We start from the raw sequence: 15192 nt of genomic DNA, 5'->3' as shown, positions 1-15192 counted from the left end.
ATTTGTTCAATTATATTCATGCACGATGGCCCTCGCTCAACGTTGAACTATTAATAATGAGGTCGGCTATGACGTGTGGCAAAAATCGTGCCCGTAATAATATTTTCAGACATCAGGAATTGTTGGTTTGGGCGACCCTATTTTTCCAGGCGGCCTTTCCGCTTACCGTAGCCTTCACCCCGGCCATCGCTGCGGCCTCAGAAAAGGGCCGCTTCCTGCAGCAGGCTGATACCACACCCCTGCGAACCCGGGTCTATACCCTGGCGGCAGGCGAAACCGTGGCTACCGTGGCAGAAAAATACAACATGAGCCCGGCGGCACTGCACAGGCTCAATCAGTTCCGCACGTTTACCCGCAGCTTTGAAAACCTGCAGCCGGGAGATGAACTGGATGTCCCCCTGTCGCCGCTGCCTGCGGTGCAGTGGCAGGGGCAGGACAGCCCGCCCGCAGATACGTCACAGGCGCAAAAAATGGCGGGCGTGGCCACGCAGGCCGGGCACTTTTTCGCGGATAATCCGGGGCGGGATGCGGCAGCCTCCCTGGCCCGGGGCGTGGCCTCCGGGGCCGCAGAAAAGGAAATTCAGCAGTGGCTTGGCCAGGCCGGCACCGCCCGCGTGCAGCTTAACACCGACAGAAATCTCTCCCTCAAAAACGCGCAGCTTGACCTGCTTGTCCCTTTGTCCGAACAAAAGGACAGTCTGGTTTTCACCCAGAGCAGCCTTCACCGCACCGATGACCGGGGCCAGGCGAACCTGGGCCTCGGGTATCGCTGGTTTGCGGGAGACTGGATGGTGGGGGGCAACACCTTCCTCGACTATGACCTCTCACGTGACCACGCCCGGCTGGGACTGGGCCTGGAATACGGGCGTGACTTCCTGAAGCTCAGTGCTAACAGCTACCACCGCCTGACGAACTGGAAAGATGCGCCGGAACTTGAGGATTATCAGGCGCGTCCGGCCAGCGGCTGGGATATCCGGGCGCAGGGGTGGCTGCCGGCGCTGCCACAGTTTGGGGCAACGCTGACCTGGGAGCAGTACTACGGCAATGAGGTGGCCCTGTCCGGAACGAATAACCGCCAGCGTAACCCGTATGCCCTTACCGGCGGCGTGAATTACACTCCCTTCCCGCTGTTAACCTTCAGCGCAGAGCAGATGCAGGGGAAATCGGGTAGTAATGACACCCGGCTCGGGGCCGGGGTGAATTATCAGCCGGGCGTTCCGTGGCGCCAGCAGATTAACCCGGAGGCGGTGGCGGGTTTACGCTCGCTGGCAGGCAGCCGCTATGACCTGGTGGAGCGCAACAATAATATTGTGCTGGAATACCGTAAAAAGACCGTTATTCATCTGCGCAGCGCAGGGCAGGTAACCGGCTTCGCGGGTGAACAGAAATCGCTGGGGGTGTCGGTCACCACCAGGCATGGCCTGGAGCGCATTGACTGGTCTGCCGCCCCGCTGCTTGCGGCCGGGGGGAAAATCGTGGAGAACGGTACGGACTGGGCGGTAGAGCTGCCGGCGTGGAACACCGCGCCTGATGGGGTAAACAGCTATACGCTGACCGCGGTGGCGGTGGACACGCGGGGTAATGTCTCAAACCAGAGCACCACCCGGGTGACGCTGCAGGCGCCGGAAGTCAGCATGATAAACAGTGAATTTACGCCAGCGGCGAGCACGCTGCCGGCAGATGGCAGCAGCGTCAGTGTACTGACGCTGAGCATCAGGGACGGCCAGGGGAAAGCAATGGACGTCGCGCCCGGGGAGGTGGAGGTAACGGCCTCCGGCGTGAAAAGTGCGTCGGTATCATCCCCATCACGTCAGGGGCCGGGTGTCTTTGAGGTGACCGTCACCGCCGGAGAAGATGCGGAAACGGTGCACCTGACGCCTGTGGTGCGGGGCGAATCCCTGGCCCCGGCGACGGTAGTGATTAATGACGTGTCCCCGGTACCCGACCGGTCCTCGCTGGAGGTGGACCGCAGCCATTACGTGGCGGGCGAGGAGATGATGCTGACGGTGACCCTGAAGGATGCGCAGAATCACCCGGTGACCGGGCAGGCAGCCGCGCTGACTGAGGAGGCAGTAACGGCGCCCGGTGCGACCCTGAAAGCCGGCAGCAACTGGACTGATAACGGTGACGGCAGCTACACGGCAACCTACACGGCAATGACGACCAGCAGCGGAAACCGGGCCACGCTGACCCTGGCAGGCTGGAGTACGGGTTCGCAGTCCGGTGAGTATGCCATCACCGCCGACAGCCCGGCATCGGTAAACTCGGCCATCGGACTGGACAGCACGACCTATATTGCCGGTTCAGATATGACGGTGACGGTGACGCTGAAGGATGCGCAGGATAATCCTGTGAGCGGTCAGGCAGCCGCGCTGACCGCCGGGGCGGTAACGGTGCCCAACGCGACCCTGGAATCCGGCAGCAACTGGACTGATAACGGTGACGGCAGCTACACGGCAACCTACACGGCAATGACGACCAGCAGCGGGAACCGGGCCACGCTGTTGCTGGCAAGTTGGAGTTCGTCTATTCACTCTGATCAGTATAGTATCGAATCTAAAAGCATTAATATAACTGGGTCACAAAGACTTAATTTTTATCCAAGAAATATTTCCATATTATTTACGCCTGCCCCAGGATATACCTTCGATGCAAATTGCTTTAATGTCAAAGGTGTTGCAGGTATTAACACAAACCGAATAACTATCTCAACGTGGGGAAACACAGCAATGATTCAAAACGGCGCTGGCTTTTATGATTATAATCTTACTGTTTCGAACCAGTGTGGGTATAACGTAGTAGGCGCTGTATCTATTCAATTCTCACGACCCGGCGCTTCAGCTCCAACTATAACTGAATCGATAAATCTTGCACCGTATTAATGATTGGATCTCAGAATTTATTCATTGAACGCTTGAAGTTGAAATATATCATGTTAATACACATTTCCTGACAGTTCAGTGCGGTAAAGGCGTGCGGTACAACTCCTGCTTGAATAACGAGAAAACAGGCCAACCTGACATCTTAGAATAACCTACCACCACACTATTTGCGAGGGTTATTAAAAATTCTCATGAGCCTACATGAGATCTTCCACATACGAAGTAATAATTCAAAACAAGGTGAAAACACTATGCTACTCAAATTAAAAAAAATGTAGTGTAAGCGACATCCTTATCTGATTAGGTGAAATTTTATGAATATTTCAGTAGATGGTTGTTTTCAACTAAAAGTATATATTATAATAAAATAATTGTTACTTATATTCACTATAAATATCTTTGCAGGAGGACATGAAAGGGTTTGTTATTTTTACCGATTAGGCCGAATCATTATAATTCTGATGACCGTCATTGTTATCGGTCTTTGAAAATTGAAGCTGGATCCATTTGAGGGTTTTTCTAATGAAAATCAGAACGTTATGCTTAACGATGTTATTTATCTCACCTGTCAGTCTGGCATTATCTGTGGATGAAAACAATAAAAATGTTAATCTATCCCATGTCATTTCTGATTATCGGCTATCCCTTGCGTCACTCCCTCTGGATTATTCTTTCCTGGAAAATAAACAGCTTCCTGGCGTTATGCTAAAGAGGTATAACCTGAATTCACAGTCCTGGTCTCCACAGGGTGTCGTCTCTCCGGAACGCTGGCAGAACGGGGTGGATATCTATATTCCTGAGACATCCAGAGATAAAAATGCACTGGTCGTCATTAATAACGGCAGCAACAATAATGGCTCAGGCAGCCCTGAGGCACCCACAAACTTCAACGAGGAAGAACTTTCACGTATAGCGATTGCCACACGTACTGTTGTGATTTCTGTCAGTAACGTCCCTAATCAGAAACTTGATTATCAGGGAGTTGCTACCCCTCTTGGGGAAGATGACAGCGTGGCATATTCATGGAAACTGTTTATGGGAGATACTCAGAAATACCAGAACGCATCCCTCCATATTCCTATGGCAGCATCAGTATCGCAGGCGTTCAGGCTGGCGAAGAAAGAACTTACCCAACAGAACATCTCTAAATATATTGTCACCGGCGTTTCAAAACGTGGCTGGGCCGCCTGGCTGACAGCGCTGTCGGATCCGGATGTTGCGGCAGTTGTTCCTATCGCTATAGATCTTCTGGATACTCAAAAGTCACTTGAACACATGTATCAAACATACGGAAAAAACTGGCCGATAGCCTTTTATCCATATTATAAACAGAATGTTGATCAGCTGATTGGTACAGATGAATTTGCAAGCCTGATGACGCTGGAAGACCCGCTTACTTACCTCACTACCGATATGGCTGATCGCTTTAAAATTGATAAATATATTATTAATGCCAGCGGCGATGAGTTTTATGTTCCTGACAACAGTCGTTTTTATTATAGTCTGCTACCCGGTTCAAAATCCCTGCGGGTTGTACCCAACTCCACACATTATGGAGTTCTTTCCGTTACGGAGCAGTCGCTGGTTACCTTTGTTAATCGTTTTCAGGAAAAGCGAAAGCTTCCTGATATCACGGAAAAGGTACAGAGCAGCGAAAAGGGAAAAAATGCGCTGGCAGTCACTTTCTCAGAGAAACCTGCAGCAGTTTTACAGTGGACAGCCAGGAATCCGGCGGCAAGGGATTTTCGTTATGCATGCAATGTAAAATACAGCTCAGTTCCGCTGAGTCTGGCTACAGATAGTAATACCCTCAGAATTCCCTTAACAACCCCCGACGCCGGGTGGCAGGCCACTTACATAGAAGCGACCTTCAGTGACGGGTATGTAGCCACAACAGAGGTCTATATTACCCCTGACGACAAATTTCCGAATACCGCGCCACCGTCGGCAGGGACTGCCTGTAAAACGCTTTCGGGTCGGGGACTGAATACGCTATCCATAAAACAGTGAAGTTATAACCATAATTCGAATCCGAAAACCCGGCAGCTGCTGCCGGGTAACGTCTACTAAAGTCATTAGTTTATCAATGCAATTGAGGATTCCAAAATATTTTTCCGAACGCAATCCAATGAATCTCTGGCGCTAAGCTATTTTTTATCTGAGCTCAGAAATAGGTATAACACCCCATATCGGAGTGACCTAATTTATTGCGAGAATAATGGGCATTTATTAAAAAAGCCCGGAGCCAATAGTGAAAATAAATCCATTGATGGTATTACTCTTGCCGATATATTTAGTGATTGGTAGTGGGGAAAGCGCAGAAAAATATAACGACGTAAGTTATAGTATTACTTTGGAGAAAGTCAGCCAAATTTTTCGTTCGGCTGTTATCATCACCTCTGGCGAAGAATGCGGTCAAATTATCAATCGTGTGTCGTTGGGTGTTAATAAGGCTGATAATCTGATCGACACCCCTGAAGCTCTGGCCGCTACTTCCACCGTATGGACTGCTGTACCGTGGCTGATAACATGGCGGCACTGAAATAACCAGAATTCATTACTCTTAATTATTGCTAATGACGTGCATGACATTTTCATGGGAAATAGAGAGGCAGACCTATCGTTATTTTCAGAATGCAATTTTGCAGGGATACCTCTAAATTAAATGTAGTTGGATAAGCAATACTCTAATAAGGTTTACTGATGATAACCAGGACGTCATATATACCAATTGGGCCGATCTCACCTTCCGATCTGGCATTGTTCGCGGATGAAAACAATAAAAATGTTAATCTATCCCATGTCATTTCTGATTATCGGCTATCTCTTGCAACATTTCCTCTGGATTATTCTTTCCTGGAAAAAAAGCATCTTCGTGGCGTTATGCTAAAGAGGTATAACCTGAATTCACAGTCCTGGTCTCCACACGACATCGTCTCTCCGGAACGCTGGCAGAACGGGGTGGATATCTATATTCCTGATACATCCAGAGATAAAAATGCACTGGTCGTCATTAATAACGGCAGCAACAATAATGGCTCAGGCATCCCTGAGGCACCCACAAACTTCAACGAGGAAGAACTTTCACGTATAGCGATTGCCACACGTACGGTTGTGATTTCTGTCAGTAACGTCCCTAATCAGGAACTTACTTATCCGGGAGTCGCGCTCCCTCTGGGAGAAGATGACAGCGTGGCATATTCATGGAAACTGTTTATGGGAGATACTCAGAAATACCAGAACGCATCCCTCCATATTCCTATGGCTGCGTCAGTATCGCAGGCGTTCAGGCTGGCGAAGAAAGAACTTACCCAACAGAACATCTCTAAATTTATTGTTACCGGTGTCTCCAAACGTGGCTGGGCCGCCTGGCTGACAGCGCTGTCGGATCCGGATGTTGCTGCCGTTGTTCCATTCGCTATGGATCTGCTGAACACTAAACAAACGCTTGAACACATATATCAAACATACGGAAAAAACTGGCCGATAGCCTTTTATCCGTTTTATAAACAGAACGTTGACCAGCTGATTGGTACGGATGAATTTGCAAGCCTGATGACGCTGGAAGACCCGCTTACTTACCTCACTACCGATATGGCTGATCGCTTAAAAATTGATAAATATATTATTAATGCCAGCGGTGATGAGTTTTATGTTCCTGACAACAGTCGTTTTTATTATAGTCTGCTACCCGGTTCAAAATCCCTGCGGGTTGTACCCAACTCAACACATTATGGAATTCTTTCCGTTACGGAGCAGTCGCTGATTACCTTTGTTAATCGTTTTCAGGAAAAGCGAAAGCTTCCTGATATCACGGAAAAGGTACAGAGCAGCGAAAAGGGGAAAAATGCGCTGGCAGTCACTTTCTCAGAGAAACCTGCAGCTGTTTTACAGTGGACAGCCAGGAATCCGGCGGCAAGGGATTTTCGTTATGCATGCAATGTAAAATACAGCTCAGTTCCACTGAGTCTGGCTACAGATAGTAATACCCTCAGCATTCCCTTAACAACCCCCGACGGCGGGTGGCAGGCCACTTACATAGAAGCGACCTTCAGTGACGGGTATGTAGCCACAACAGAGGTCTATATTACCCCTGACGACAAATTTCCGAATACCGCGCCACCGTTACTGGGGACTGCCTGTAAACGCTTGTGGGTCGGGGACTGAATACGCTATCCGTAATACCGCAGGCCGCAATTCCATCTGCGACCCTTCTGCAAAATAATCAGTAACCCTGGCAGGCTTACACCTTAGCGCCATCAATTCTGGTGGCCTTTAGCTTATCAATGATATTATTTTCAACGCTTAAAATAATGAATTCCCAGCCATCAAAAAGGATCTTATCATTGGTTGCAGGCACTTTTTGTAACATATACATCATAAAACCCGACATCGTTTCATAAAGTTCAATTTCAGGCGTTTCACGAATATCTAGCGTGCGGATAACTTCATGAATAGAGGTTCTTCCTGACACAATCCACGCGTTATTATCAGATAGCATCATCGCTTTCTTCTTGTCTTCATGAACAAGATCGCCCATTACCGCCATCATGATATCTTTCAATGTAACAAGACCAACTACAAGGCCGTATTCGTTAATGATAACGGCAAAATCTTGTCTGTTTTTCTTGAACAGCCCCAGCAGCTCAAGCATCTTCAAAGTATCCGGGACGAGAATGACATCATTGATCTCAATATCTTTTGAAATCGAAATCTCAGCATTGTCCAAATATTTACTCAAAATGATCTTTGAATCAACATAACCGACCAGATTATCAATCGTACTGTTAGAAACTATGAATTTAGAATGCGGATTTTTGGCTATTCGTTCTTTAATATCAGTATAAGATTCGTGTAAGTCGAACCAAATAATATTTTCCCTTTGGGTCATCACGGATGTTATGGACTTTGATTCAAAATCAAAAACGTTCTGGATCAGCGCCTGTTCTTCTTTGCACAGTATACCAGCAGATGCACCAGACTTGATCATCTCACCGATATCTTCAATAGTTATTGTGTTTTTATTTTCCAGTGAAACACCAAACATTTTTAAGATAACCTTCGCCGCCCAATCAAAGAGTATCAGGAATGGCCTCAGCAAAGAAATGATTACTGACATCAGTTTTACAACATTAAGCAGCACGGTTTCAGGCTTCAACATACAAAAACGTTTTGGGAGCAAATCTGCAAACAAAATAAATGCCACTGTCACAAGCGCGAATGAAAGTACAAAGCTGATACGTTCCGCGGCAATAAGCCCTACATAATTAGCAAACAAGGCTGTTAATGAAGGTGATAAAAATTTATCGCCTACGATCCCCCCTAAAATTGCAACTGCATTCAGGCCTATCTGTACGACAGTAAAGTATAAGCCAGGATTTTTTTGGAACTCCAGCGCTTTGGTGGCTTTTGCGTTGCCGTTTTCAGATAAGATTTTTAGCTTGTTAGAACTTGATGCAGCTAAAGAAAGCTCAGAGAATGAGAAAAAGGCGCTGAACAGTATCAAAAGACAGATGATGAGTATCCCAGAAATCATAGTATTAAGGACTTTTGTCCTCTCCGTAGTTTATGCGGTATTTAATTTAATCAAAAAAACGTTCAATTATAGTAGAGAAATTTCGCAATTCTTTATCACTCCGATGATTATTCACTATATTCAAAAGTTTGAAAGTTTCAATGATTTTGCATCACCCTATCAAAAAATGATAAATCTTTACACTAAGCTGCTTTTTTACATAAAAAACAAGTAATTACGTTAATTCTTTGTATGCTAGTTTGTAGGTTTTTTTGTGCAGTGCTACCGCCTCAGTTTTGGAAAGAGTAACCATTGTGGAGGATGGCTGAATTTATCGTTCTACAGACCTCAGGAACGAAATTTTATTTAGACTGATTAGATTGTAGCAAAGAATAATAATGTCGCATTTATTTTAAATCAGGCTTTGGTCCTTCTGTTCTGTAAAGATTTTTTGTTTTATAATTAAAATCTTATGATAAGGACAAGGAATCATCACGTTGACATGCGTAAAGTGGCTAAAAAGAATCTTTTTTTCCCTGCTCCTCTTAGCGGTTGGGGCTATGGGGATCCGGCTTTATGACATTCAGCGTGGGCCCGAGCTGGAACGTTGGCATACGTACGTTCCTCATGAGATGAACGGCGAAGAGATAGACCTGGCCAACTGGAGCGATTATCTCAGGAGAGAGAACCAACTTTTCGTCGACGTCAGGCGTAACGTCACCGATAAGCTTGATGTTCAACAGCAAACAGAACTGAATCGTTACTATAGCGGTAGCCCTATTTATCCGGACAGCTTTCCGACAAACTGGAACCGGTCTTATATAATGATGCCGGATACCGAACCCAAAGGCGCTGTCGTTCTCTTGCACGGTTTAACGGACACGCCATACAGCCTCCGTCATATTGCCGAAAATTACCGTCAGCATGGGTTCATCGCGGTTGGTATCCGTTTACCGGGTCACGGTACTGTGCCTGCCGGGCTGACAGAGGCGAACTGGCAGGACTGGCTTGCCGCCACGCGACTGGCGGTGAGAGAAGCGAAAAGCCTGGCGGGTGATAATGTGCCGCTGCATATTGTCGGGTTCTCCAACGGCGGCGCGCTGGCAATGAAGTATGCCCTGGATACTCTGGATAACCCTGGTCTGGCAAAACCACAGCGCCTGATCTTGATCTCACCCATGATCGGCATTACGAGCTTCGCACGTTTTTCCGGCCTCGCGGGTTGGCCCGCTTTCCTTCCGGCGTTTTCGAAAGCCGCGTGGTTAAACATCATGCCGGAATTTAATCCGTTTAAATATAACTCATTCCCGACTAACGCTGCCCGACAGTCTTTCCTGCTGACTAAAGCGCTCCAGAGCCAGATTATTACTGACTCGAGGAATAAAAAAATTGAGCGTCTACCGCCGGTTCTGACATTTCAATCGGTAATGGATTCAACCGTCAGCACGCGTGCAATCGTCACGGCCTTGTATAACCATTTACCCAACAATAATAGCGAAATAGTTCTCTTTGATTTGAATCATGCGGTTCGGTTTAATAACCTGTTAAGGAGGACCTCATACACCGCGCTGTCACGGCTCCTCCCTCCCCCTCCCCGTCTGTATAAAACTACGATTGTTACTAACAGCGTTGCCAGCAGCACTGAAATGGAAGCCCGAACGACATTTGCCGGAAAAAAAGATCAGACCGTGGCAAAACTGGCGGGTCTGCGCTATCTGCCGGACGTTTACTCACTCTCTCATGTCGCGCTACCTTTCCCCTTGAGTGATTCTCTGTATGGCCGCTACCCCCATCCTCTTAATCAATATGGCATTAGCCTGGGTACTTTTGCCGCACGCGGCGAGCGTTCTGTGCTGGTTGTCGGGCTGGACTCGCTTATGCGCCAGTCTTCTAACCCGTTCTTCCCGTACATGATTGAACGAATCAATGAAGATATCGACACTGCTTCCGCCGGCAGGAATTGATTGCAGCAGGTAACGCAATGAAGAAAAAAGAGTTTGTGACTCAGGATCTACTGAGCAAAATTTATCAGCAGACGACGCCAGGCCCGCGTAAGTTGCCGCCGGAAAGGCAACTCGCCGAGGAATATGGCGTATCGCGTTCCACCATCCGCGAGGCGCTGGAAAAGCTGGTCAACATTGGGGTGGTACGGATTGTGCAGGGTTCCGGTACATGGATCAACGAGCAGACGCGCGGTAACCCACTGGTCTATAACTCAATAACTGAAAAACGCTTCGACCAGATCCGCTATCGCATGATTAGCCTGCATAAAAAGCGCCCGGACCGGTCAGCTCAAAAAATTTTTGGTATTGATGAAGAGCGTTTTATATGGCATTTCTGTCGCCTGCGTTATGTCGACAATACCCCTGTGCAACTGGAGATTTCCAGTATGCCCGTGGCGGATTTTCCGGATCTTAACCAGCAGGCCAATGAGCGTTCTATCCAGCAGTATGTGCTGGATAAAGGATTAACAATTTCCCATATGCTCACCACCTATCGCGCCGTGAGCGTGAGCCGGGAACAGGCCGCAATATTGGGCTGCAAAAAAGGTATCCCGGCAATGCACATCAATAATCGCGGCATTATGGACGGCGGCCGGGTGTTTGAGATCAGCGATATCATTGATATCAACTATAACTGCACCTACGTTATTCCCTACAACCGCGATAACTTAAACTGGCGCCAAAATCAGGGGGTATGAATCGCGCCGTCCGGCAGACGGCTTTGCGTCCATTCATGAGGGCGATACACAACCGGATGTGCGAGGGCTAGCGCCTCATTGAACCCTACCCCAATTCCCACCTCCTGCGGAGGATAGACGAATCCCTCCCGCACGTCCGGTGCACCCGGAAAAATTTGGTTCGTCATTTCTGAACGTGGAATGAACTCCTGAATAGCCGCGTTGTGCAAATGAATATTCAGATGCGTATTCACCGCGACGCCGACTGGCGTCATATCGCCAGGGCCGTGCCAGGCAAGACGAACACCAAAAGCCTGACAGAGATGGGCCAGCTTAAGGGCCGGCGTGATACCGCCAATTTGTGAAACGTGGCAGCGAATAAAGTCGATGCGGCGATTAACGATCAGGTCATGCCATTCGGCTGGGTTATTAAACAACTCCCCCATTGCCAGCGGGACACAGCTTTGCTGGCGCACCTGTTCCAGCCATGCGCTTTGCTGAGGCGCAAGGATATCTTCGATAAAATAAGGCTGATACGGTTCAAGCTGTTTGGCCAGCTGTACTGCCTGCTGCGGAAACAGACGTTCGTGAACGTCATGCAAAATATGTAGCCCGAAGCCGTATTTCTCGCGCAATGCGCGGAACATGTCGACGGTATTGCTCATGTATTCGTGTTGATCAAACCATGTCCCAGGCGTTGGATTGTCCGGTGCATGGAGCGCCGATGGGGTGCCGCCATAAAAGCCGAGCTGGCAGCGAATATGTCGATAACCCTGGGCGATGAGCTTATCCACTGAGGCGAAAAGGTGTTCCAGCGTTTCCCCACTGGCATGGCTGTATGCCGGGATCGCATCGCGGGATTTGCCGCCAAAGAGCTGATACAGCGGCATACTTGCCCGCTGGCTTTTGATATCCCACAGAGCCATATCCACACCTGAAATGGCGTTATTCATGATCGGGCCGTTACGCCAGTAAGCATTGACGTTCATCATCTGCCACAGGTCTTCAATGTTGTTCGCATCGCGACCGGTGAGCAGCGGCGATAAATATTCATCGACCAGTGTTTTAACCGCCAGCGGGCGCTGCTGGAACGTCGCACAGCCATGACCCGTCACGCCCTGTTCGGTTGTCACTCGCACCGTCACCAGATTATGCCTGTCCGGACGGGTAATAAAACATTCAATATTTTTGATAATCACAGGCGTCACGAAATAACTCCTCTGTTGCACTACGGTACCAGGATATAACGAATATCATCGCCTTAAAATTGTTAACGGGTAAACTCTTTTTTCTCGTTTTATTTTGGTCTGATATTTGATTAAAAAATCGTTAAAAAACATACCAATTATACTTTACCCCGGTTTGATTATGATAAAAGGTGTTAGATTGTGAGTCACATCAAAAATTATTGGTTTGTTTTGTTGTTTGGCTTTACTTATTCTTCATGGCAACATTAAAACGACAACAACATTCGCCGGGAGATTTATGGGGACGCAAGAAGCCATCAATAATATTATTCGCCTGGTCGGCGGCGAGGGGAATATCAATAAAGTCTGGCACTGCATGACGCGATTGCGCTTCGATTTAATTGATGATGATAAAGTTGACCAGAACGAGATAAAAAAATTGCCCGGCGTGCTCGGTGCGCAGCTCCAGAGCGACCAGTTTCAGGTCATTATCGGGCCGAAGGTGAACAGCTGGTATGCGCTAATGCTAACTGTTCTGGACAACAACGCTGCTCCTGAAACAGCGTCGGGCAAAGGCCGTAAGAGCCTGATCTCGTTATTTATGGATACGGTTTCTGGGGTGTTCGGCCCGATAGTGCCGGCGATTGCCGGTGCCGGAATGATCAAAGGGCTGCTCGCGGGTTTAATCGCCCTGAACGTGGTTTCTACAAAAAGCGATACGGTGGTGATTATTGATTTGATTGCCAGTGGCGTGTTCTATTTCCTGCCGTTTTTCCTCGCGGTATCGGCGGCGAAAATATTCAAAACCAATGAATACCTGGCGGCAGCTATTGCGGCTTGCCTGATGTACCCATCTCTGATTGATGCAGCCAGGGCCCTTGCGACGCATCAGGATGGCGCGGTCAGTACGCTCTGGCTGCTTAATGCGATCCCTGTTTCGGTTTTCAACTACGCCTCCAGCGTGATCCCGGTGATCTTCTCAATCCTGGCCCTGAGCTACATCCATCGCTGGGTGGACAGCATCATGCCCGATGTGCTGAGAACCGTGTTCACTCCAACGTTGACGCTGTTTATCGGGGCGCTGGCGGCCCTGGTGGTGATTGGACCTACAGGCATTTGGTTAGGCAGAGGGCTGGCGCTTTTTATTGAAGGGTTATTCAGCGTGTCGGCAGGCTTTGCCGGGTTAATTGTTGGGGCCATTCGCCCGGTGGCAATCCTGACCGGCATGCACCATGCAATGACGCCGATTGCGCTGCAAAACTTTAGCGATCGCGGTTACGACATGCTGATGCCTATGATGTTTATGGCGAATATGGCTATTGCAGGAGCGACCCTGGCTATCTGGCGTTTAAGCAAAGAACGTCAGGACACGTCGGTCATCCTGTCCGCCGCGATTTCCGCGCTGCTGGGCATTACCGAACCCGCGCTGTTTGGGGTACTTACCCGCTACAAAAAGGCCTTTATTGCCGCCACTGTTGCCAGCTCGCTGGCCTCGGCCTTTATCGCCTTCTTTGGCGTGCGCCTTTATGGTTATATTCTGTCGAGCATATTCAGTCTGCCCGCCTATATCGGCCCGTATTTCATTTTCGCCCTAACCGGGGTGATCGTGGCGCTGGTTTTATCTTTCGCTCTCACCACCCTGCTCGTCGGGAAAGAACAGGTTAAACAGGCGTAGTACTTCCCCCGCGCAGGAAACGCGGGGGAGGATCCTTACCCAGCTATAGCCTCGTTAATAGATCGCCATTGGGCGCTGATGTTCAGCGGTGCATAAACCTATTATTTGGACAAGACCGTAGCAACAGAAGCACAGTTGACGGGGAGAGCCAAATTTTTCACATTTACCCGGCAGACGCCTGAAGCGTCCTGTGTATAGGTGGCTGGCGCTTCAAATGTGTTGGTGGCTTTAATTTCCGCTTCAGAAGGTACTGCGCCCTTAATACCCGCCACCGCAAACTGCGATCCTACAACCCATGGCTGGGTAAAAATATTGCCGCTAACCGTAGCTGGCCCGTCAGTCGGGACACCGAGAATATAGATGCTGCTCCTGTTTGACGTACCGAAAGAGCCATAGTCGAAAATATTGTCGTGGGCAATAACGTATTTCCCGCCATGCCCTTCATTCCACCTGTGCATATCAAATTGATGGTATGCCCCACGCCCACCGCCGGGCAACACCAGATTATCATGCGCGTTATAACCTTCTCCATCATTACCACTGCCAGCTATAGCGTGCCGGTTGGCGTTAAACGTGTTACAGCTGACTTCCGTCTGGGCGTTACCGTTCTGCACCACAACGCCATAACCCAGCTCAGAACGAATATTATCGTGAATGAAATTATGATGAACCTTGTTATTGACTGAGGCCTTAACGCTAACGCCAGCCCATGGCCAGTTAAAGATTTCATTATTGTCTACCTCAATATCTGACGAACCGGTAACAAACTGCAATCCGATAGTCTTATTGTTGGTCGTCGTTTCACCCGAAGGTCCCTGAATACGCAGACCTGTCATGCGAGCTTTGCTCTCCAGGTCGTAGACTTGATAATTGTTTTCGTCCTCATTGATATGAGGGGTTGTAAGCAGCGCGCCTGGGCTTCCATTTAGGCCACGGTCACTGAAAATCGTCTGACCCGACTTAACGCGCAATGACGACTGAGCATTAGGCACGGTAATCGTTGCTGTGCCGGGGATAAAAATAAACGGCTGACCGGCATCCACGTATTTCCTGAGTTCCTCATAGGTTGTTGCAGTAACGTAGCCTTCAGCATTCGCTGGCAGGAGAGCCGTCGTGTAGCCTGCTCCGCCCCCTATCACATCGCAACTCCCTGGTGCCGCCACGGCGGTGGAGGCCATGCTGGCCAATATCAGTTGAAAACAAAGGGATTTGATCATTAATTTTTTCATCTCATTTTCCAGCTTAATGGTCGG

General features: G+C 48.8%; 10 protein-coding genes. 7 read left to right on the top strand and 3 right to left on the bottom strand.

Annotated features, from left to right (window positions below):
- Window positions 1-68: 68 nt before the first annotated feature.
- The 4 genes from NL510_RS11460 (at window position 69) to NL510_RS11445 (ending at window position 7049) form a co-directional block, all read left to right on the top strand.
- Complete coding sequence (locus NL510_RS11460; RefSeq protein WP_253376645.1) at window positions 69-2882, top strand: inverse autotransporter beta domain-containing protein; 2814 nt, start codon at window positions 69-71, stop codon at window positions 2880-2882.
- Window positions 2883-3404: 522 nt separating this feature from the next.
- Window positions 3405-4892, top strand: coding sequence for a PhoPQ-activated protein PqaA family protein (locus NL510_RS11455; protein ID WP_253376635.1), 1488 nt, complete (start codon window positions 3405-3407; stop codon window positions 4890-4892).
- Between the two features lie 241 nt (window positions 4893-5133).
- On the top strand, window positions 5134-5424 hold the full coding sequence (locus NL510_RS11450) for a hypothetical protein (RefSeq protein WP_253376633.1): 291 nt from the start codon (window positions 5134-5136) through the stop codon (window positions 5422-5424).
- 161 nt (window positions 5425-5585) lie between these two features.
- Window positions 5586-7049, top strand: coding sequence for a PhoPQ-activated protein PqaA family protein (locus NL510_RS11445; RefSeq protein ID WP_253376632.1), 1464 nt, complete (start codon window positions 5586-5588; stop codon window positions 7047-7049).
- 76 nt (window positions 7050-7125) lie between these two features.
- On the opposite strand, the gene paeA is transcribed toward NL510_RS11445, so the two are convergent.
- A complete protein-coding gene (gene paeA, locus NL510_RS11440; RefSeq protein ID WP_253376630.1) occupies window positions 7126-8418 on the bottom strand; it encodes a polyamine export protein PaeA in 1293 nt (430 codons plus the stop codon).
- A gap of 539 nt (window positions 8419-8957) precedes the next feature.
- Here paeA and NL510_RS11435 point away from each other — a divergent pair.
- Together NL510_RS11435 and NL510_RS11430 are read left to right on the top strand one after the other, a co-directional pair.
- Window positions 8958-10361, top strand: a complete 1404-nt coding sequence (locus NL510_RS11435) for an alpha/beta hydrolase (RefSeq protein WP_253376628.1) — start codon at window positions 8958-8960, stop codon at window positions 10359-10361.
- 17 nt (window positions 10362-10378) lie between these two features.
- Window positions 10379-11098, top strand: coding sequence for a GntR family transcriptional regulator (locus tag NL510_RS11430; RefSeq protein WP_253376626.1), 720 nt, complete (start codon window positions 10379-10381; stop codon window positions 11096-11098).
- On the opposite strand, the gene NL510_RS11425 is transcribed toward NL510_RS11430, so the two are convergent.
- Window positions 11086-12285, bottom strand: coding sequence for an enolase C-terminal domain-like protein (locus NL510_RS11425; RefSeq protein WP_253376623.1), 1200 nt, complete (start codon window positions 12283-12285; stop codon window positions 11086-11088). The genes NL510_RS11430 and NL510_RS11425 overlap by 13 nt on opposite strands.
- A gap of 277 nt (window positions 12286-12562) precedes the next feature.
- On the opposite strand from NL510_RS11425, the gene NL510_RS11420 reads away from it, so the two are divergent.
- Window positions 12563-13939 (top strand): PTS transporter subunit EIIC, encoded by a 1377-nt coding sequence (locus NL510_RS11420; protein ID WP_253376621.1) that lies wholly within the window; start codon window positions 12563-12565, stop codon window positions 13937-13939.
- A gap of 101 nt (window positions 13940-14040) precedes the next feature.
- Here the strand turns inward: NL510_RS11420 and NL510_RS11415 are convergent, their stop codons facing one another.
- Entirely contained in the window at window positions 14041-15168 is a 1128-nt protein-coding gene (locus NL510_RS11415; protein ID WP_253376620.1) for a right-handed parallel beta-helix repeat-containing protein, read from the bottom strand.
- Window positions 15169-15192 lie beyond the last annotated feature (24 nt).

Source organism: unidentified bacterial endosymbiont (genome assembly GCF_918797525.1).
Taxonomy (GTDB): Bacteria; Pseudomonadota; Gammaproteobacteria; order Enterobacterales; family Enterobacteriaceae; genus Enterobacter.
The sequence above is the reverse complement of the archived record's forward strand: the minus strand, read 5'-3'. Positions and strand labels throughout refer to the sequence as shown.